We start from the raw sequence: 18,716 nt of genomic DNA, 5'->3' as shown, positions 1-18,716 counted from the left end.
GAACTATAAAAACGATCAACTACTGGACGACATTAACGAACTTAGCTGACCGGCCATCCAGGATTGTTGGTTTTGCAGCTTCGACAACGCTACTTCCATTTGGTCAAATTGTTTCTTAAGCCTCTCCTCTTTTAGCGTTAATCTTGCCTCCATATTTTCCATTTGTTCATCAATAAAATCGATGTCTTGTTCGAGCCCTTTCTTTTTCAAATCCATCAGACCGTTGGCCTTAGTATAGTTATATAACCGGTCCTTAGCCAGAGTCCCTAGCCCCGACTCGCCATTAAACAATTCTTCTACAGCGTTCGGATTATCTGTCAATTTCTTCTTAAACACTTCTTTGTCAAAGGAAATCTCACCGGTCATTTCCGAAGCAGATTTTTTCCCTTTATCGATTTCCAGGCCAATATCGCTCAAAAGTCTAAGGTTATCCGCACTTCCAGAAACACTGCTGATGATATCGGACAATTCTGTGCTTAGCTGTCTTAGCAGAGAGTCGCTTTGGAGATTCGTTTTAAAATCTTTATAAGAGCCGTCCGCATTCTTTTCGTTCTCAATCTTTTTGGTGTTTTCGCGAATAAGTTTAACAACATCATTGTACGCATCGACAAAAGTCTGAACTTTTTCGGCAATCTTATCCACATCCTGTTTGACCTCTACATTGACTTTGGTGTCTTCGGCCAACAGCTGCAGGGTTACCCCGGGAATCGCATCCTTTACCGTGTTGCTGGAACTGGTAATTTCTATACCGTTAACTTTTAAAATGGCCGGTTGCGCCGTTACTTTATTTTCTAGAGTAAACGAGCCGGTACCGCTCATGTCGATTGTCTTCCCGTCTTTGGCCGTGACAACCAAGCTTTTATACCCATCGGACGTTTGGACGACGGAAGCCTGAACATCGCCGAACTGCTTATTGATTTGCCCTGCGATGGCGGAAAGCGCATCACTATAGCTTTTATTGGTTAAGTCCAGGTCGTCGCTCAGGACAAGACTCTTTCCGCCAATCGAAATCGACTTGGCTGCGGCCAGATCATCAGCGCTAAACTTAATATCTTTGCCGTCCGCATCCTTAACCTGAATCGAGGTTGTTGCATTCATCTGCTGCTTGGCTAATTTCGTAACCTCTACGGTATAATTGCCGTTGACCGAAGCTCCTCCGCCCGTAGCCGTCAATTTGGTCGTATCGGAACTGACTGCGCTGCTTACTTGAAAAGAACCGAGGTCCGTGAAAGCCGAAGCTGCGTCCCGCAGGTTTTTCAATTTCAAATTAATGCTATTAAAAATACTTTTGTTGTTTGTAATTGTACTTTTTTTAGTTTCCAGCTTCTTATAAGGAACTCTTTCAATATCCATTAAGCCATTTATGATATTCTGGGTATTCATACCCGATGCCAAACCCGATAAAGCTACTCCCATGATCTACACCTCTTCCTCTCGTTTTAAATTTTTTCATCAAAAAACATGCCGATTAATTCCTTCATCTTGACCGAAAGATCGATGAGAAATTCCGGCGGCAGGCTGCTTAAGACTTCTTGCGTCTTCGCATCCAGCACCTCTACGTACAATTGCTCTGCATCCTCGTTGTACTTGAATTTGAGTTCCTTGCCCGAGGCCGCGATCGACTCGTTAAGCTTCTTGATTTGCTCCTCTAACTTCGCCTGTTCATCCTTGGTCAGCGCATGAACTCTTTGCTCTTCAATTTTGCTGCTGTTTTGAGCAAGAGATGGGGTCGTCTTTGACAAGCCGTAATCCCCGGACCTTAACTCTTGAACATTTGCATCCAACCGATTCAGGTTCATAACCCAACCCACCTACCTTCAAAATGATTTACATTTTAAATTTTTTTAGCAGGTCCAGGATTTGTTCTTGCTGCAATAGACTGGTTTGCTCCTTTGCCGCCAAATTTTCGGCAACGATTCCTTGGTACAACTCTTGGCGTAAAATAGATACATCCTTAGGGGCCACGAAGCCCAGCTTGATTTGATCGCCTTCGATCCCCAAAATCTGCACTTGGATTTCGTCTCCGATCATAACCGCTTCTCCGATTTTCCTTCTCAGGACCAGCATCTACACGCCTCCTTTTTGTATAAGAAGGGGATGCCGGATCGGAAACTCCTGATCCTTGATAATATACTGGCATCCTTTATGCGAATTCGGAGCAAGAAGGACCGGAGCCATCAGATTTACAAACAGTTCGCTCGACTGGACATTGACGATAAGCATCACGCCCACATCATCCGGTGATGAAAGTTCCAGCGAGTCCACGATTTCTTCCGGAATGCGAAAGCTGTAATTTTCAACCACCTGATGAGAAGGTAGTAAAATAAAACTGACTTCATCCTCTAAAGAATGCAATACATAGAAAGGAGTGTCCTGCATAGGAAGCAACGCATACTGCTTGATTTCAGGAATGCCCAAAATTCCAGGTTCGAAGGAGTAAATCTGCTCTTCCTTAACTTCAAGCACCCCGTATGTCTCACTATGAATCTGCATCATTTTGGAAGTGCTCCTCTCGGATCAACTTGAATTTCTGGGGGATAAATCCGGAAGTCGATAATCACTCCCTGCTTTGGAAGAGCTTCGATCGTCACTTCCTTTTGTCCCTTTCGCATGTATCTTTCGTGGGCCATGTGACCGAACACGTTTTTTTCGCCCGAGGAAATATTGGCCACCCGGTCACCTTCCTGAGCCTTGGAAGCAATCTCCCTTAATATCGCCGCCTGAGCTTGTCCGTCTAATTCCCTCGTAAGTGAACGTGGACGTTTCAGATCCAAATCATTATAAACGCCTGTCCAATCGGTTTCCAATTCGGGAGGAGTTAGGCGAACGTTAATTTCCGCCGGTCTATACTTCCCCCAGTCATTTGGCAGGATGGCGCTAATCATCGCAGGAAGTCAACCAGCGACGTCTGCATAATTCTCGCTCCCGTGGACAAGGCTGCTTGAAGTACATTTTCTTTCATCTTTAAATCCACGATTGCTTCCGGAAAATTTACGTCGGCCACGTTTGATCTTTGTTCCTTTATATTTACCTGTTCATCCTGAATCCGGTTGATCATCAAATCGAACCGATTCATTCGCGCACCTATCTCCGACCAACTGACATTAATGCGGTCGGAAACAACGTCGATATTATCGATGGCCGCCTGAATTCCGGCCTCATTATTGGTATCGAGCGCATTCGCCAGATCGTCCAGAACCTTAAAGACATTATTTGTTCCGGCTTCTCCGAATACAACTTCGCCGGTAATGCTTACCGGCACCTTTACGGACGGGCTTACGTTAAGATAAAACAATCCCGGATCCGTTTCCGCATTAGCAGCTCCAGCTACGGTATAGGGAGCCTGATCCGTTTTCTGCCCGTTAAACAGGTACCTACCGTTAAAGGTGCTATTACCGATAGTAACCATCTGTTCCTTTAACTGTTTGATTTCCGACGAGATTGTTTGTCTTTGCTGCAAATCCAAAGTCCCGTTGGCCCCTTGAAGCGCCAAGGTACGCGCACGCTTCAGCACATCCGATGCCTGCTGCAGCAAGGAATCCATCGTCTTCAAAATCTCCGTCCCCGTCTGCGCATTCGTCAAAAACTCCTGGCTCCGCGCCAAGTCGGTATCGTATCGCATTTGATAACCGGTTCCGATCGGATCATCGCTCGGTTTGCTGATTTTTTGCCCGGTTGCCAGCTGCTGTTGGCCGGTCATCATCGCCGTGTTGATATTTCTCACGTTTTTTAACAGCTGCAAGTTCTGCATCATACCTGTTACACGCATTCCATAAACCTCCTTATAAATCCAAAGCTACAAGCTATCTATGTTATAAACCTACCCGGCCCATTTGGTTGATGACCCGGTCGAGCATTTCATCCACCGTGGTCATATTGCGTGCTGCCGCATTGTAGGCTTGTTGGAATCGAATCATGTCAGCCAATTCTTCATCCATCGAGACGCCGCTGACAGATTGGCGTTGGATTTGCAGATTGTCCGTCATCGTTTGTTGATTCTCGTAGTTCCGTTCCGTATTGCTCGCGCGGATCCCCAAGTCGGCGGTCAATGCCCGGAAGTAGTCGTCCGTTGTCCCCTGCGACAAAGAAGTAAGCGCGTTAGGGAAAGTAAACAGACCGTCCCGCAAACTGGCAATGGCATTCGCAATGTCGCTGTTCCCGCGGATAACTTTGTTTACTCCATCTTTAACCTCATACTGTGAGGAAGCGGCAATTTTATTGGTATCGGCAAGAATTGCCGGATTCACTTGAATATTGTCAATCGAAAATGCCCCGCCGTTGGATACGAAAAAGGGAATCCCCGAGGAAGTAGGCTCGGTGAGCGTGTAACCCAGTTGATGAAGTCCGTTAAAGCCTTTCACCATGATATCCATAGAAGAAGTGATCTTGGAGCCCGCAGGTATCGTGGTGCCGGCAACAACCGTCCCCATGCCTTCCACCGTTACATCGTTCAAAGCGACAATATCACTGGAAGCGATGTAACCATTGCTTAAAGTGACTTTAATATCCCCTGTCACAAGCGTGCTGACCAAACCGTTCAACTGGTTGCGGATCAAATCGGTTTCCTGCAGCGATTGAACATATCCATACAGCTGACCAGCCGTTGCCGTGGTGGCGTTAGCCGCATTCAAAGCGGTCACCGCTTCTCCGTCCAAAACATTGACGCCTGCGGACGTAATGCTGACCATACCGTTTTCATCCTCGGTATATTGGACGTCAACGATCGCCGACAACTTATCGAGCAGCAAATCCCGCTGGTCGCGGTAGTCGTTGGCATTGTCGCCAAAGCTTTCGTTATCGCGGATCAGCACATTCAATCTCGCGATATTTTCCACGATATTGTTGGCTTCCTGCACTTTCTTGTCTATGTTGGAATTCACATCGGTCGATAAATTGGTCAGCGATTCGCTGATATGCTTCAACGTATCCACCAGATTGCTGGCGGCCCCGGCCACGGCTACACGCGCGCTAAGGAGGGAAGGATCGCGGTTCAAGGTCTCCCAGGAATTCCAGAAATCGTCCATCACCGCGCTAAGTCCACTGCCCGAAGGCTCGTTCAGAATATTCTGAATGGACGTCAACGTCGAATTCAGTACTTCCCAGGAGCCAAGCAGTTGATTCTCCCGGCGGTATTGGACATCCAGAAAGCTGTCCCTTACCCGAGTAATACTGGTGTACTCAACCCCGGTGCCCAATTGCCCGGGCTGCTGGCTCTTCGTCATCCCCATAGCCCAAATCGGGTCGGCTTCGGTAAGATTCACGCGTTGCCTGGAATAACCTTCAGTATTGGCATTAGCTATGTTGTGCCCTAACGTTTGCATCGAAGTGGTATTTACGAAAAGGGCTCGCTTGCTGGTCTCTATTCCATGAAAAGTGGAGGTCATTTTGTCCCATCTCCTCTACGCGTTTATATATGGATCAAGCTCTTGTATCAAACATTCTTCGGGTCGCGGTTTTTCTGTCCTGTCCCGTCGGCGGCGAATAGGTTGTATCATCGTCTTCGTTGCCGATCATTAAATTCAAGGAAAAATCGATAAACGAAAGATTCTGCTTAATCAATTCCTGATTCAGCGCGTTCACCCGTTTCACCTCAGCCAAACGGCCCTCCAGTTTCTCCTTTAACTCCATCAGCATTCGTTTCTCTTCGGGGTCAAAGACGAGTCTTGATATTTCCGTAATCGTCAAGTTCAGTTTTGATTTGATTCCCTTGGACTGCAAAAACGTCTGGGCAACCGTTAGAAGCTGCTGTTCCAGCTCTTCAATCGATTTCAGCATTTTGGATTCACGCGACAAGATGCGTACCAATCCATCAAAGTCACGGTCTAATATAGCCTGTTTTTTTTGCAGCATCATTTCCAATAAAGCCGATTGCTGTGCATCCATTTGCGACAAGCTGCCGATGATTAACTGAACTGACATAGCCGCCCCCTAATTATCATTGAAAAAAGATTTGAAGTAGGGAACGAGCTTCTCCGCCAGTTTCTTGGCGTCTACCTGGTACGTTCCCGCGGACACCTGCGATTTCAAATCCTCGATTCTTTTGGCGCGTTCCGCGTCCGTGCCTTCCTCCTGCGCCTTGAGAAGCTCTTTGGCCTCCTCGGAAATAGAAAGTTCGTCCTTGCGGCGTGCTCTACTGTCTGTATCTTTACGCTGGGAATCCAGTTGGCGCTGATAATTGTTAATGGCTCCGGCCCGTCCGGTTTCATTGATTTTCATGGGCTCCACCTTTCTTTCCAAATAAAAAAGCCGATAATCTTTACTAAGTTTATCGGCGGCGTTTGAATCATTTTTAATAGCGAACTATTGGTTTATAAAGAATATTATACCGAACCGACGGTCTTTTTGTCGATTACGGATTACGGAATTTGTCGATGGCGTTGTAGGCTCCTTGTCCGGTTTTTTCGTTTAAGCCGGCCGTTTTGGGCGCATCATCTCTAGTAGCGGCTGTTAAATCGCGAGTCAAACGGGTACGGCAGGAATCGCACATATTGCCTTGCCGAATCAGCACCCCGCATACCTCGCAAGGATACATCATATTCGGGTTGTTGGCGACCGAAATGCGACCTTCCTTGATGAACTTGGTAATTTGCCGGATCGAAACGCCCGTTGCCTCGTGGACCTCCTGAATTGTAGCCAACTTCTCCTCACGTAAATAATCCAGGCACTTCTCGTACTCCTCTTCGATCTCCTTAATGCAAGAGGGGCAGATGTCTCTGAAATTATTGGCAAACAATCTCCCACAACGCGGACAATTCCCAAGATTCATACCCATGCTTAATCGTCCCTTCACATAACATCTATATAATGTTAGATTACTCTATTCGAGGGGGATTCGTCTATATCTTTTACATAAGGATCGCCCAAAAAATGTAAGAATCAGGAACGGGCCCATGTCAAACTGTAAACCTCCGCCCGGCGCCCCAACCGCCCGCAAATATCATGCAGCGCCTTGGAGCATGATTCCACGGTGCTGCCTGTCGTATATACATCATCGATCAGAACAATGCGCACGGGAGGCGCAGAAGGATCGGCAAACTTGACGGCTGCCGCATCCGGGAAAGTAAAGGCCGATGAAACGGAATGCTGTCCCGTCCCCGTTACACCGGACTCGGCGACATGCCCCACGGGGGCGGCTTTACCGAACCAGCGGTCAGCGAGAAGGGAAAAACCGCTTCGCCTCCGGCCGGCGGCCGCCAGAGCCGCCGACAGCTGCTGTGCCCCGTGAACGTCCGGCTGAAAAACGTCATGCAAATCCCGCAGCCGTTCCCAGCGGCTTTTAAAGCTTTGTTTTTCGGTATGCCGGGAGCGCTCCACCAAACTAAGCAGCGGAAGATGTCCGGCGGCGGCAACGCCGTAGGCCAGGCGCTTGGCCTGGTTAAATCCCCGTTCCTGCATGCGGTCGCCGCTGACCGGCACATAGGTAACGGCATCAAACCGGAAACGCCCAAAGCCATAAGCTTCTTCCAACTCCCGCAGCATCGCCCTGTATGCTCGAGCCGTCATTCTGGCAAGCACCGCCCCGTAAGATTCATTTCCTCTGAATTTATACTGGGCTAACCATTCGCGCATGACCGCATTATAGCTTACCGCGCTGCGGTTCATCACAAAACTGGAATGCGAACGTTCCGGTCTGCTGCAATCCGGACAGCCCACGGGCCGCCCGCAAAACCGGCAGCGGATTTGCTTGATCCAAGGAATCGAAAGGTAGCAGGACATGCAGATTTCCGGATAACCCCGAACGCGGTCGGAAATCGTCTTGCCGCAGGTTAAGCACGGAATTCCCGGAGGAGCAAGCAGGGTATGCAGCGAGGAGAACACCCCCGCCAAAGGGGAGTTCCCCTCCGTCAAAGCGTATTGAACTCCTGGCGACGGCAAGCGGAGCCTGCCGCCCGCCGCATAGGCCCGCGTCCCGCTCCGTCTTCTTCTGCGTGGCCCCCGAACCGCCAAACTTTGGGATGACTTCGTCATTTAGACTACCTCCTTTTGTTTCAAAAAACCGCCCCTTAGCGCGGCCTTGTTCATCCAGCGAATTTGCCGCAGAGCTCCGCGCTGGGATTTCGTCCATTCGCGCGAGGCGAAGATCACCGTCCCGTTCGGGTCATCCTTTGAGCGCCCCGCCCGTCCGGCCATCTGCACGAGGGATGCTTCATCGAACAGGTCGCTGTCCGCATCCAATATGTATACATCGCTTCGCGGCACCGTAACGCCGCGCTCCAAAATCGTCGTGGTCACCAGCAGCCTGATTTTTCCTTCGCGGAACTCCAGCACCTTCCGATTCCTTTCCCGGTCCTGGGAAGAGGTTCCCGCAAGCGGCAATCCGGGAAAACAGCCCCGGAGCAGCCCCGTAAGCGGCTCGATCTGCCGGATGCGGGTGACGAACACAAAAATTTGCGCGCCGCGGCGGACCGATTCCTCCAGGGGCCGAAGCAAGCTGCGCGGAAGGGAGCAGCGGCGCAGACAGGTCCCGACCGGGTCCATCGCAATCCGAACCGGAACCGGGAGCGGATGGCCGTGGAAACGGGCCGGCACTTTGGCATGAGGCAGCCTTCCGGCGCGAATTTCCCGCTGCATGGCCGGGGGCGGCGTGGCGGACAGGAAGATGAACCGTCCGTCTCTTTTGCAGGCCGCCTCTGCGGCAAATTCCAACATCGGGTCGTTATGATACGGAAACGCGTCGAGTTCATCGATGATAACCAAATCGAAGGCCTCGTAAAAACGCATCAATTGATGGGTCGTGGAAATAAACAGCCTGGCCTCCTCCCAGCGCTGCTCGCTCCCGCCATACAGCACCGCCATGGGCACATCGGGAAAAACTTTGGCCACCCGCGGCGCCAGTTCGAGCATCACGTCCCGGCGGGGCGTGGCGACCAGCGCTCGCCCTCCTTGGTCCAACACGTAACGCAGCAGCGGAAAAATCATCTCCGTCTTGCCGGCCCCGGTCACGGCCCACAGCAAAAACCGGGGAGGCCGGGCATCCGCCGGCCTGCCGAAGGGCAACAGGCGCAAAAGCCGGGCAAAGGGCGCGGAGCGGGGGGCGGCAGGTTGCCCGGGCGGGTTGGCCAAAGCCTGCTCCGCCGGGGGCTCGGGCAGATTCGCCAAGGGCTCGTGCACTTGCGTCAAAGGCTCGGGCGGCTGCGGCAAAGGCTTGTGCGACTGCGGCAAGAGCTTGTGTGCCTCCGTTAAGAGCTTGTGCGACTGCGGCAAAAGCTCGTGCGGCTGCGTCAAGGGCTTGTGCAGCTGCGTTAAAGGCTTGTGCGGCTGCGTCAAGGGCTTGTGCGGCTGCGCCAAAGGCTTGTGCGACTGCGCCAAAGGCTTGTGCGACTGCGGCAAGAGCTTGTGCGACGGCGTCAAGGACTCGTGCGGCTGCGATAGAAAGCGCAGCGCCTGCCCCGCCGCGCTGCGCTGCGCGGGGCTCAGCCCCCACCGGTCCAGCAGGGACGCGGCGGGGGCCACGGCCGAGCCGCCCGCCGCCTGCGGCGCCGCGGGCGGCTCGGCGCCAGCGCTGCCGCGAAGCAGCAGCGCACAAGAGCGGCTGCGCCCCAGCGCGAGGCAGGCCTCGCAGTAGGCGCAGCCGCGGGAGCCGCACGCCCCGCAGGGCGTGCGGCGATGCACTTCGCTGCCGCAGCGCCGGCAGCGTAAGGCCGCCCGGGCCCGGCGCCAGCGCGGGCCCTCGCAGCCTCGGGCGCGGCTTGTCCCGCCCACGCCCGAGGTGAATCGCACGCGCCCCTGCAGGTGCGCGAGCTGGGCGGCGGAGCGCCATGCCGGCGCAAGGCCCGGCAGGCGTTCCGCCAGCAGCTGCTGGAGCTCCGCTTCCAGCAGCGACCTGCCCGCGAGCGCGTCCGCAAGCCTCCGCGCCTCCTCAAGCGTGTGCACAAGCCACGCTTCCCCTGCGGCAAGCCACTCCCTCTCCACCGAATCGGCCTGACTTAAAAAAAGCTTGTTATCCCGGTTATCCTTCCATCCCCGCTTGCTATCCCGCCATGCCTTTGCGTTTTCACCGCCTCCAGGCACGCTTTCCAACAACCTGAGACCTAGCGGAGTCAAGCCCGCCTCCCCTCTCCATAACCAGCCATGATTTCCCGTCAAATTCAAATCCTTTTCCCCGGCTCTCCTCGGCGTATTGCTCAAATTCACTCCACTTAAGGAACTCAAACGTTCTGCATTTTTCCGAACGCCCCCCCGTTCATCATCGCTTAGCTTCTTTTCGGCCGCGAGTTCCGGCTTCAAGCCAAGCTTTAAAAAGCCCTCCCAATCCCTCTCATTCCACCGGTCCATCGCCTCCTGCGTTTTAAACCGGCCGCGCAGCTTCACCGCCCAACCCAAGGGCAAACCGTCCGAAAGCAGATATATCGCCGAGGCCCCGAGTCCAGCTCCCGCATGATGTGAAAATCCAGCGCCGCGCAGAACCCCGTTTGAACCCACGGTCCCGCCGGCCAAGATCGGCCCATCGGTTAAACCCATCTTTTTCTTCACTCCCTGTCTTTCAAGCCCCCCTTGCCCATTCAAAACGTCCACAACACTGCATGCTGCTGCATCCCCCTGATCCCCCAGCCTCATCCACCGGCTTCCTCCCACAACCCACCAAAGCAAATCAACCCGCAAATCCAAACTGATCCAAAGCCGCCACTCCGTCATGAGCTTTACCGCATACAAACCCGCCTTCATTTCCACCTCTCCCCGCCAAAAAACAGTAGTTTATTGCATACTTCAACAATTTCAAGATAATTCCTCCATTTACTTATATTCCTTCATTATTTTTTGCTTCTTTTCTGTGGCATTAAATCTGACAAGATACATTTTCTAGCCACACATATTCTAACGGTTGCCACAAACGCTATTTGTCCCAAAAACGTTGGTTTCAAATTTTAACGGTTGCCATAGCGCTTATTTCACAGAAATCAGGCTATTTTTGCTTAGATTCAGGCAAATAACGACGCTTACAACCGTTAGAATTTAGAAAAGGTCTTTTTCCGGAAAATAGCCGCTGCTACAACCGTTAAATTTCCGGGCAGCCTTTTTGGGGAATCTTGAGCAAGAATTAATGCAACGCTGGTGCCAAAACGCTTGATTTCAACGAAATAAGGTTATTTCGGTCCGTTAGCCCTCCCCACGTACTCCGAGCAGCTTCGTCCAGTCCCTGTCAAGCCCTGGTTTCGGTTCTAAGCCTTTTTTTCGACATCCCCTTTCTTCACAAACCGCAAGACGCAAAAAAGCACACCCCTCCGGCCTATGGCCTGATAAAGAGTGTGCTTCACACTTTGCGCCGCGCATCCCGATGCGCGAGTATAAAGTTATGATTTTGTTTCGGCTCACTTATTGGTATTCGCTGCGGCTCGGCGTTTTCCTGCAACCCCTGGAAATCTTTTGAAACCCAATATTCGGCGCGCTTCCAAAACCCCGTACGCTCCCAAGCGCAGCCTGATGCGAACATATGACTTGGCGGCTTACACATGGACATAGGGAATCTTACCCGCCTCCTGCGGAATACGAAGGTCGATGCAAACAGGAGCGTCGCCAGCCGTTTTGGCAGCCTGCGCCTCCACATCTTCTTCCCGGACCGCTGCCAGCCCGATAATGGTCAACTCCATATCGCCTTGCGCCTGCAGCTTTTGCATAATTGCAAGCGTATCATCCTCCGAAGCCTCGTCGAGCACCGTTACCCGCAGCGGCAATCCGCGCAGTCTCGCATACCATGACAATGCCCGCAAATACCATTCCATTTGGCTCTCATGATTGCTCGTCACCAGAATATAATGCATCGTTTTGATTGTAGACTTCCGCCGTAAATATATCCCGTGCAAAAAATGAACCAGCGCCGCGGCCAATCCGTAGCTAAGCAGGACCCAACCCATATAGGGAACCACGGAACTCACCTCCTTTGTAGAGGTAGTTCAAAAAGTCATCTTTTAATCACGAAGCAGATCATGAAGCGGATTCGACGTCGAATCTTGAATTCAGCCGGGCCTTCCGTTGCTCACGTAGGCTCCTCCTACGCTCCGCTACTCAGTCCCTAAGCTTCATCCAACCTTCTCGGTGCTTAAAAACCTGACTTTTTGAACACTCCTTTGTAGAGGTAGTTCAAAAAGTCATCTTTTAATCACGAAGCAGATCATGAAGCGGATCGGGCGTTGAATCTTGAATTCAGCCGGGTGGGGCATATGCTTTCGAAGTATGTTTCCTGCAGAAACATTTCAGTTGCTCACGCAGGCTCCTCCTACGCTCCGCTCCTTTCGTCCCTAAGCTTCATCCAACCTTCTTGGTGCTGAAAACCTGACTTTTTGAACACTCCCTTATAGCGACAATATATGCCGCTAGCAAAAGGAGGGTTACTGGGCTCCCGTCAAACAGACCGCTGCCTGCAATAACGGGAGCCTTCCAGCCCTTTTCATCCAATCGCAGTTGGACAGATGACTAGACCTTTTTAACGCCACAGTGCCGGAATAACAGCCCACCTGCCCGTTTGGGCCGGCGTACTGCATTACGGCTAAATTCATCAATTTCCGCAACTCGCAGACAGCGCTGTACTATGTACCTGGCCGCTTCCCTGTCCCTATAGCATTCAAAAAAATAGGAACTCGCCTCACATTTCAATATCATGAATAATATGGAAACCAAGGCACAGAGAAGGCCAGTCAAAAACGATTTCCGCATCATCTGCTGTGTCTATCAACTCTAATGAACATTCAGCTATCTCTGCCGTCCTAAAACTACGAGCTGCCGCCGCCTTTACGTGTAGACACCATCCGCTGCCGCGGAATCGGCTCGGCTAATATCAACCGCGCCAAACCGAATTTATATCTGTAAATATTTTAGCCGGTTAAAGAGTGACCCAACCGAACTTAATCGCATTAATAACCGCTTGGGTACGGTCGTCAACGTCCATTTTCTGCAAAATGCTGCTGACGTGGTTTTTGACGGTCTTCTCGCTAATAAACAAATGCTCTCCAATCATTTTGTTGCTGCGTCCTTCCGCCATCAAACGAAGCACTTCGGCTTCCCTTCTCGTCAGCGGATTGTCATCGCCGGCAACGAATTTAACGCCCGCTTCGCGGATCGCGTTGTCTTCGGCAATCGCCCCCGTCTCGCTCAAATATTCCATGCGGCGCAGTTGCTGAATCAGTTTGCCGGTTACTTTCGGGTGAATAAACGCATTCCCCTCGGCCACCGTACGGATGGCATTAACCAGCGATTCAGCCTCCATGTCTTTCAGCAAATAGCCGGTTGCCCCTTTGCGCAGCGTTTCAAACACATAGCTTTCATCATCGTGAATCGACAAAATGATGACCTTGACCTCGGGATACGACTCGCGGAGTTCAGCCGTGGCATCCACGCCGTTCAATTGCGGCATATTGATGTCCATCAGCACGATTTCCGGAGCAAACTGCTGGCAGCATTCCAACACTTGAGTGCCGTCGCCGCATTCTCCTACAACCTCGATGTCTTCCTCCATGTTCAAAATCCGCTTCAGACCCTCCCGAAACAACTGGTGATCGTCAGCCAAGAGAACTTTGATTGCTTGTCTGCTGCCACTCGTAAGATTATCCATCCTGGTACTCCTTTCTCTTCTCTGTGTTCGTTGGAATGTGGATGACGATTTTGGTACCCATATTCGCTGCCGATTCGATTTCCATTCTTCCTTCGAGTAATTCGACTCTTTCCCGCATGCCAATCAGTCCGAAATGGGTATGCCCTTTCGTCTTTTGCTCCAATTGGTCCACCTTGAAGCCAAGGCCGTTATCTCGCACAACGATGCGCAGCATTTGCGCCTGATACGTGATCTCCACGCCAACATAGGTCGGAAAAGCATGCTTCGCCGCATTGGTGAGCGCTTCTTGCACCAGCCGAAAAATCGCCGCTTCCATCGGAGAGGATAACCGATGCTCTTTGCCCCTGGTTTCAAAGGTGGCTCGAATCTTGGTCTTCTCTTCATAATCATGAACGTATTTGCGCAGCGTTGGAATCAGACCGAGATCATCGAGCGCCATCGGACGCAAATTAAAGATGACTTTCCGCATTTCTTCGAGACTGGAGCGGACCTGAGCTTTCAAATCTACTATTTCGTCCTGTACCAGTTTAAATTCCTGCTTAGCGAGCATTCTTTCTACAATTTCCGTCCTAAGCACTAGATTCGCGAGAAGCTGAGCGGGACCATCGTGAATTTCCCGCGAAATCCGTTTTCGTTCTTCTTCCTGCGCCAAAATAATCTTGAGACCGATCAGCTGCCGGTTCTTAGCGGATTCCAAGATTCGGGTAACCTGTCCCAATTCGCCGGAAAAGTATTCGAGCACAACGCCCATTTGCGTACTGATCGTTTCAGCTCGTTCGACCGATTTTTCCACGTTTCGAACTCTTTTTTGCAGTTCATCGCGTCTGGCCTTCAAATACATTTCCTTCTCGCGATAAATCAGCAAATCAAGCTGAAGCTGCGTCGCCTTCTCGTAGGCCTGTTTGATGTCTTCTTCTTTGTACCGCACGAAATCCCGGCTGACTTCCGTCAGCCGGATGCGGGAACGTCTGTAGTTCACCTCGAGCTGGTCGACCTTCTCCACGGTTTCCGCCGTTTCTTTCATTACGTTTTGCATCTCCGTGTTCAGCGTCTTCAGCTCATTTCGCGCCGAGTCCAAAATTTCGAGAATTTGCAGCTTGCTATTTTCAAGTACGTTAACAGCGTTATTTATTACGCGATCTATGGCATCTGCTTGAAAATCCACCTATACCTTCTCCGTTTCTGTAGTCCGAATAGTCCCAGACTAATCATATCATGATTCGAGGGTGATGGATTTGGTTTTCTTTTCCCAATTTACGCCAATGCCCAGCTGTTCCGATACCAAACGTAATGGGACTAAAGTCCTGCCGTTCACAACAATTGGAGAAACCTCCGCTTGCTTGCCGGTTCCGTTCACAAAAAATTCCTTTTCCCCCACGGTTAACTCGAGTACGTCCGTTCCGCGCTTTACGGTAATTTTTTTCGCGGCATTGTTCCAGGTAGAGGTCCCGCCGAAAGCATCCAGCACATATTTAATCGGTACATACGTCGTGTTGTCCTTCAGCAGCGGAGCCACTTCCAGGCTTTGTTTCGCCCCGTCCACCGTCATCGATTTTTGGCCGACAACCATGACGGCCTTGACGCTGGGCTGGGTCACGGCGGCGGCTTCCTCTGTAGCGGCGTCGGGAGCGGCGGCTGGAGCGGTAAACCGGATATTGTCAAAAGAAACACTGCCCGTCAGCATACGTTCATCTTGCCCTTCCTCCACACTTACGACATACAGCCGTTTCAGCTTGGCAGGATATTTGATGCCCGCTGCCGTTAAGTCGACGTTCAGCGTTTTCCAGCCCGTGAAGTCCAGCGGCCGAGCCAAATCGAGATACACCGGTTTGCCGTCGGCGTCCGCCAGCTCCGCGCGCACCCAGTTCAAGCTGGCATCGCCCAGGACATCGATCGTCATCGCCGTGGCGTTTTCCGGAATCTCCTTGCCGGTCGTTCCGTTGATTTGCGCGTAAGCGAATTTATTGCCCGTGCCGCCGGTCAAATCGTAGTCAAGCTGCAGCACTTTCGAATTCGCGCGTTCGCCCGTCCCTTGAACAATCGTTGCCGTTCCCTGCGACTCGGCCGGAAGCCCCGTAAAAGAAACCGGGTAAGACACGTTTTCAAAGCTTTCCCAAATGGTGTCCGTGGAAGCGGACAAGACAACCGGCGTGCCGGTGAAGCCATCATAGCTAGGCGTTGCATACGCAACCTTCGTGCCGGAATTTATCGACTGCACGGTGAGCGCGCCGTCCTTTACGCTGGCTTTCATGCCGCTGAAGGTCCATTTCACGGATTCCGCCGGAACGTTTACCGTGCTTCCGCTCTTCAGCTCCGCCGTAACCGGCACGGATACGGAAACCCCCGCTTCGAGCGGTGCAAACGTCGTAGCCGGCGTCAGGCTCGCAAGATCGCTGCCGCCCAGCACCGTCACCTCCATGCTGCTGCTGGCCGAGCCGTTTGTAGCGGTGATTTTTGCAGTACCCGCTTTAACGCCTTTAAATCCGCTGCCTGTCCACTTGACGTTTCCGTTGCTCGCTTTCCAGGAAGCCGCCGTGCTTTCCGTCGCAATCGGGTTGTAGTACGTATCGTAGCCTTTCAGGGCATAAGGGACCGTCTGTCCGATGAGCAGCGTGGACGATCCGCTGACTTTAAAGCCTTTCAGCGTGCCTTGCGGAGCCGAAGTGAAGACGCCGAGGCCGTTGGCGACGGCGCGTTGTCCCGCCGATCCGTTGGACGTCGTGAAGGTGAGTTGCGCACTTGTTTCGGCAAGCGGACGATTCACCATCGTTGTTGAACCGCCTCCGTCCAGGTTCAGCCCTTTCCATACCCCGATGCTCGTCATAAAACCTTGCAGTTCCTTTAACGTCATCCCGGAGCTGTTGCTGTTTTTCTCGGCGGCAATAATATAAGCCGTTTTCCCGTCTTTGGAGTAGCCGACGGCCGTACGCGCCACGGTGCTGCCTCCGCTGATCGAGTTCGTTGCACGGGTAAACGCCGAGGCTTGGCCTTGATCGACCAGCAGCGTATGGCCGCCGATCATCACCTTGAGATCCGCCGGATTTACGCTATTCCCAGTCGTTAAAGACTGCAGTTCATACTGCGTATCGATGTGCTGTCCGACCTCCAAATGTTTAGCGACAAAGTCCGCCGCCGTTCCATGGGCGCGCAAAATATATCCGTCCGCCGGCACGGCTCCCGGAATCGGCGCTTTGATCGAAATCTGCGTGATCACATCGCCCTGTACAAGCACTTCCGTCGGCGTTGTCGAAGTGTCCACCGGCCGCTGCGCGGATTTCCAGGCGCTAGTGTATATAAACATTTTGTTGACATGGCTGCGGGTTTTATCCGGTTCCGTTACATAAGATTCCTGATTGATCCCCGCAAGCTCAAACGACGAGCCGTCCTCGGCAACCACCGTCCCGTTGAAGCCAAACCGGTCAATGAACGGCGTTCCGTCATTTTTCACCCCAAACGCGTACATGCCTTCGAGTTGCGCCGGGCTTGTGACAAGCGTGCCTTGGGAAACCGCCGCTCCCATCGGCACGCCTTGCCCTCCGGTGGCAAAGAAATCGCCGTTTACCCCGGCCACGGCACCGGTCTCTTTGGCCATGCCTTCCACCGATTGCCGGGTCGTCAACTGCCCCCCCTTGCCGGTCATGACATCCAAACTGACGTAAGGATTGGTTAAATCGACTTCGACCACATCCGTAAGCACTTTAACGGACTTGCCCGAACGCGTCACCGTGTATTGATATTTGACAAGTTTCGCCCCGGACGTAATGATTTCTTCGCTTAATTTTACGGCTTGATTGCTTGCGGCATACGCCGTAGAAGCCGTCCCTCCAATAGGTACCGGTCCCCATCCGATCGCCGGCTGAATCCAAATCATTCCCGCCAAGGAGACGATCGCCAATCGTTTCCCGCCCCGCACTACAATCCGCATCCATTTCGAGTCCTGATTCTTATCCACTACCATATTAATTTGCTACTCTCCCAACTTTTGCAATAATTATCCAAAGCGAACAGCCTGCTCTATCCCTTTGGAAACCTAATCTATAAATTATAGACTATTTTCCCGCCGAAAAGTTACGAAAAAAAGCAAGATTGTCAAAGTTCTCTATGTTTTTAAAAAGTAGTGGTTGCTGGCTGTGAATATCGTGGATTATGTGGATAAAAACTGTGGATATTGTGGATTGTTTTTGTGGATAATGTGGACATTGTGGAAACTCGGCGGATAAAATGCTACTATTTGAATATATGAGACGTAACACGTCCTGATCTTCTCTGTGGATAGAGGGTCAGGACTTTTTATTTTACTATATAAAAAATTAGGAGGAATGATCGGTATAAATGAAAACGTTGACTTTCGAAAAGGCGCATAAAACCTTCATCAATCAGCACTCAGACTCACGAAAGGGAGAGCGCAAAGCCCGCCTTTTACGGGGACACGGACATGGAGAAACCTTATTTTTGAAAAACGTATGGTGGCCGCTGTATGGAAATTTCGAATATCTTCATCCCGAATATGAGATTCTCGATTGGCGAGGGCGCTCATATTTTGGCGATTTTGCCTATTTGCCGGGGCTTCTTAAATTTATGATTGAAATTAAGGGATATGGTCCTCATGTACAGGAAATGGATCGTCAGAAGTTTGGCAATGAATTAAATCGTGAATTATACCTGCAATCCCTCGGCTTTCGAGTAGTTTCTATCGCCTACGATGATATTGAACAAAGGCCTGATCTGTGTAGAAATCTCCTGCAAATGTTATTTAACCGGTACCAAGCCTATCCGCAGCCTAAAGAATGTTCTGTTTTCGCAGAAAAGGAAGTTCTCCGCCTGGCATTATGTTCTGCCGGGTCCATCAGTCCTAAAGAGGTGTGCCAATATTTTGGCATCAATTACCGGACTGCGGTGCGCTTGCTGCATTCTCTTTCTGGCAAAGGGTGGATGCAGCCATTCCGAAACGGAACCGGAAAAAGAATTCATCGCTACGAACTGCTTCAAGGAAGTTGGGAGATGATTGACTGACATAGGCAAGATCCATAAGATATTTTTCCAAATAGTTGGTTACCTGGGTGTTGAACTAGTTAGGAGCCTGGCTCCGACGAATTAGTTGCAAAACTTACAGGTAGGATAAATTTAGATGCGGGCTAATGCAATTACATCCAGACATCTTCACCAATCC

At 51.4% G+C, this 18,716-nt stretch carries 17 protein-coding genes; 1 reads left to right on the top strand and 16 read right to left on the bottom strand.

From position 1 onward, the window contains the following. Positions 1 to 15 precede the first annotated feature (15 nt). The 16 genes from fliD to NYE74_RS06785 form a co-directional block, all read right to left on the bottom strand. The gene (fliD, locus tag NYE74_RS06860; protein WP_326048115.1) at positions 16 to 1,416 is read right to left on the bottom strand and encodes a flagellar filament capping protein FliD; all 1,401 of its coding nucleotides are present in this window, start codon (positions 1,414 to 1,416) and stop codon (positions 16 to 18) included. 23 nt (positions 1,417 to 1,439) lie between these two features. Then, entirely contained in the window at positions 1,440 to 1,799 is a 360-nt protein-coding gene (locus tag NYE74_RS06855; RefSeq protein WP_036619304.1) for a flagellar protein FlaG, read from the bottom strand. Between the two features lie 28 nt (positions 1,800 to 1,827). Further along, the gene (gene csrA, locus NYE74_RS06850) at positions 1,828 to 2,067 is read right to left on the bottom strand and encodes a carbon storage regulator CsrA (RefSeq protein ID WP_036619302.1); all 240 of its coding nucleotides are present in this window, start codon (positions 2,065 to 2,067) and stop codon (positions 1,828 to 1,830) included. After that, on the bottom strand, positions 2,068 to 2,496 hold the full coding sequence (gene fliW, locus NYE74_RS06845; protein ID WP_036619301.1) for a flagellar assembly protein FliW: 429 nt from the start codon (positions 2,494 to 2,496) through the stop codon (positions 2,068 to 2,070). Continuing rightward, on the bottom strand, positions 2,493 to 2,885 hold the full coding sequence (locus NYE74_RS06840; RefSeq protein ID WP_316561086.1) for a DUF6470 family protein: 393 nt from the start codon (positions 2,883 to 2,885) through the stop codon (positions 2,493 to 2,495). Before NYE74_RS06840 ends, fliW begins: the two co-directional genes overlap by 4 nt. Further along, positions 2,882 to 3,769: a flagellar hook-associated protein FlgL gene (gene flgL, locus NYE74_RS06835; protein ID WP_316561087.1), complete on the bottom strand. Its 888-nt coding sequence runs from the start codon at positions 3,767 to 3,769 to the stop codon at positions 2,882 to 2,884. Before flgL ends, NYE74_RS06840 begins: the two co-directional genes overlap by 4 nt. A 43-nt stretch (positions 3,770 to 3,812) precedes the next feature. Next, positions 3,813 to 5,384 carry a flagellar hook-associated protein FlgK gene (gene flgK / locus NYE74_RS06830; protein WP_326048117.1) on the bottom strand — a complete coding sequence of 524 codons (1,572 nt, stop codon included), beginning with the start codon at positions 5,382 to 5,384 and terminating at the stop codon, positions 3,813 to 3,815. A gap of 34 nt (positions 5,385 to 5,418) precedes the next feature. Further along, positions 5,419 to 5,919, bottom strand: coding sequence for a flagellar protein FlgN (locus NYE74_RS06825; RefSeq protein WP_213509711.1), 501 nt, complete (start codon positions 5,917 to 5,919; stop codon positions 5,419 to 5,421). Between the two features lie 9 nt (positions 5,920 to 5,928). Continuing rightward, on the bottom strand, positions 5,929 to 6,216 hold the full coding sequence (gene flgM, locus NYE74_RS06820; protein WP_316561089.1) for a flagellar biosynthesis anti-sigma factor FlgM: 288 nt from the start codon (positions 6,214 to 6,216) through the stop codon (positions 5,929 to 5,931). 133 nt (positions 6,217 to 6,349) lie between these two features. Then, positions 6,350 to 6,766, bottom strand: coding sequence for a TIGR03826 family flagellar region protein (locus NYE74_RS06815; RefSeq protein WP_155620339.1), 417 nt, complete (start codon positions 6,764 to 6,766; stop codon positions 6,350 to 6,352). Positions 6,767 to 6,876: 110 nt separating this feature from the next. Beyond that, entirely contained in the window at positions 6,877 to 7,968 is a 1,092-nt protein-coding gene (locus tag NYE74_RS06810; protein ID WP_155620253.1) for a ComF family protein, read from the bottom strand. Continuing rightward, on the bottom strand, positions 7,969 to 10,665 hold the full coding sequence (locus NYE74_RS06805; RefSeq protein WP_341004671.1) for a helicase-related protein: 2,697 nt from the start codon (positions 10,663 to 10,665) through the stop codon (positions 7,969 to 7,971). A 779-nt stretch (positions 10,666 to 11,444) separates the two neighbouring features. Next, positions 11,445 to 11,864, bottom strand: coding sequence for a hypothetical protein (locus tag NYE74_RS06800; protein ID WP_036619291.1), 420 nt, complete (start codon positions 11,862 to 11,864; stop codon positions 11,445 to 11,447). A 953-nt stretch (positions 11,865 to 12,817) separates the two neighbouring features. Continuing rightward, complete coding sequence (locus NYE74_RS06795) at positions 12,818 to 13,546, bottom strand: response regulator (protein WP_036619290.1); 729 nt, start codon at positions 13,544 to 13,546, stop codon at positions 12,818 to 12,820. After that, complete coding sequence (locus tag NYE74_RS06790; protein WP_124333317.1) at positions 13,539 to 14,711, bottom strand: sensor histidine kinase; 1,173 nt, start codon at positions 14,709 to 14,711, stop codon at positions 13,539 to 13,541. The genes NYE74_RS06795 and NYE74_RS06790 overlap by 8 nt, the downstream gene beginning before the upstream one ends. Before the next feature lie 48 nt (positions 14,712 to 14,759). Beyond that, positions 14,760 to 17,504 (bottom strand): stalk domain-containing protein, encoded by a 2,745-nt coding sequence (locus NYE74_RS06785; RefSeq protein WP_316560940.1) that lies wholly within the window; start codon positions 17,502 to 17,504, stop codon positions 14,760 to 14,762. Between the two features lie 374 nt (positions 17,505 to 17,878). Between NYE74_RS06785 and NYE74_RS06780 the strand changes: the two genes are divergently transcribed. Next, on the top strand, positions 17,879 to 18,559 hold the full coding sequence (locus tag NYE74_RS06780) for a hypothetical protein (protein WP_341004668.1): 681 nt from the start codon (positions 17,879 to 17,881) through the stop codon (positions 18,557 to 18,559). Positions 18,560 to 18,716: the final 157 nt, after the last annotated feature.

The sequence above is a fragment of the Paenibacillus sp. FSL P4-0127 genome, from assembly GCF_038007325.1.
Classification (GTDB): domain Bacteria; phylum Bacillota; class Bacilli; order Paenibacillales; family Paenibacillaceae; genus Fontibacillus; species Fontibacillus macerans.
Note: the sequence above shows the minus strand (reverse complement) of the source record. Positions and strands in the feature narration are given on the sequence as shown.

Coding starts and splice junctions, on each gene's coding strand:
- fliD (WP_326048115.1), bottom strand. CDS start 1,416: ATGGGAGTAGCTTTATCGGGTTTGGCATCGGGTATGAATACCCAGAAT.
- flgK (WP_326048117.1), bottom strand. CDS start 5,384: ATGACCTCCACTTTTCATGGAATAGAGACCAGCAAGCGAGCCCTTTTC.
- fliW (WP_036619301.1), bottom strand. CDS start 2,496: ATGATGCAGATTCATAGTGAGACATACGGGGTGCTTGAAGTTAAGGAA.
- NYE74_RS06795 (WP_036619290.1), bottom strand. CDS start 13,546: ATGGATAATCTTACGAGTGGCAGCAGACAAGCAATCAAAGTTCTCTTG.
- NYE74_RS06825 (WP_213509711.1), bottom strand. CDS start 5,919: ATGTCAGTTCAGTTAATCATCGGCAGCTTGTCGCAAATGGATGCACAG.
- csrA (WP_036619302.1), bottom strand. CDS start 2,067: ATGCTGGTCCTGAGAAGGAAAATCGGAGAAGCGGTTATGATCGGAGAC.
- NYE74_RS06780 (WP_341004668.1), top strand. CDS start 17,879: ATGAAAACGTTGACTTTCGAAAAGGCGCATAAAACCTTCATCAATCAG.
- NYE74_RS06805 (WP_341004671.1), bottom strand. CDS start 10,665: ATGAAGGCGGGTTTGTATGCGGTAAAGCTCATGACGGAGTGGCGGCTT.
- NYE74_RS06810 (WP_155620253.1), bottom strand. CDS start 7,968: ATGACGAAGTCATCCCAAAGTTTGGCGGTTCGGGGGCCACGCAGAAGA.
- NYE74_RS06855 (WP_036619304.1), bottom strand. CDS start 1,799: ATGAACCTGAATCGGTTGGATGCAAATGTTCAAGAGTTAAGGTCCGGG.
- NYE74_RS06785 (WP_316560940.1), bottom strand. CDS start 17,504: ATGGTAGTGGATAAGAATCAGGACTCGAAATGGATGCGGATTGTAGTG.
- NYE74_RS06840 (WP_316561086.1), bottom strand. CDS start 2,885: ATGATTAGCGCCATCCTGCCAAATGACTGGGGGAAGTATAGACCGGCG.
- NYE74_RS06815 (WP_155620339.1), bottom strand. CDS start 6,766: ATGAATCTTGGGAATTGTCCGCGTTGTGGGAGATTGTTTGCCAATAAT.
- flgL (WP_316561087.1), bottom strand. CDS start 3,769: ATGCGTGTAACAGGTATGATGCAGAACTTGCAGCTGTTAAAAAACGTG.
- flgM (WP_316561089.1), bottom strand. CDS start 6,216: ATGAAAATCAATGAAACCGGACGGGCCGGAGCCATTAACAATTATCAG.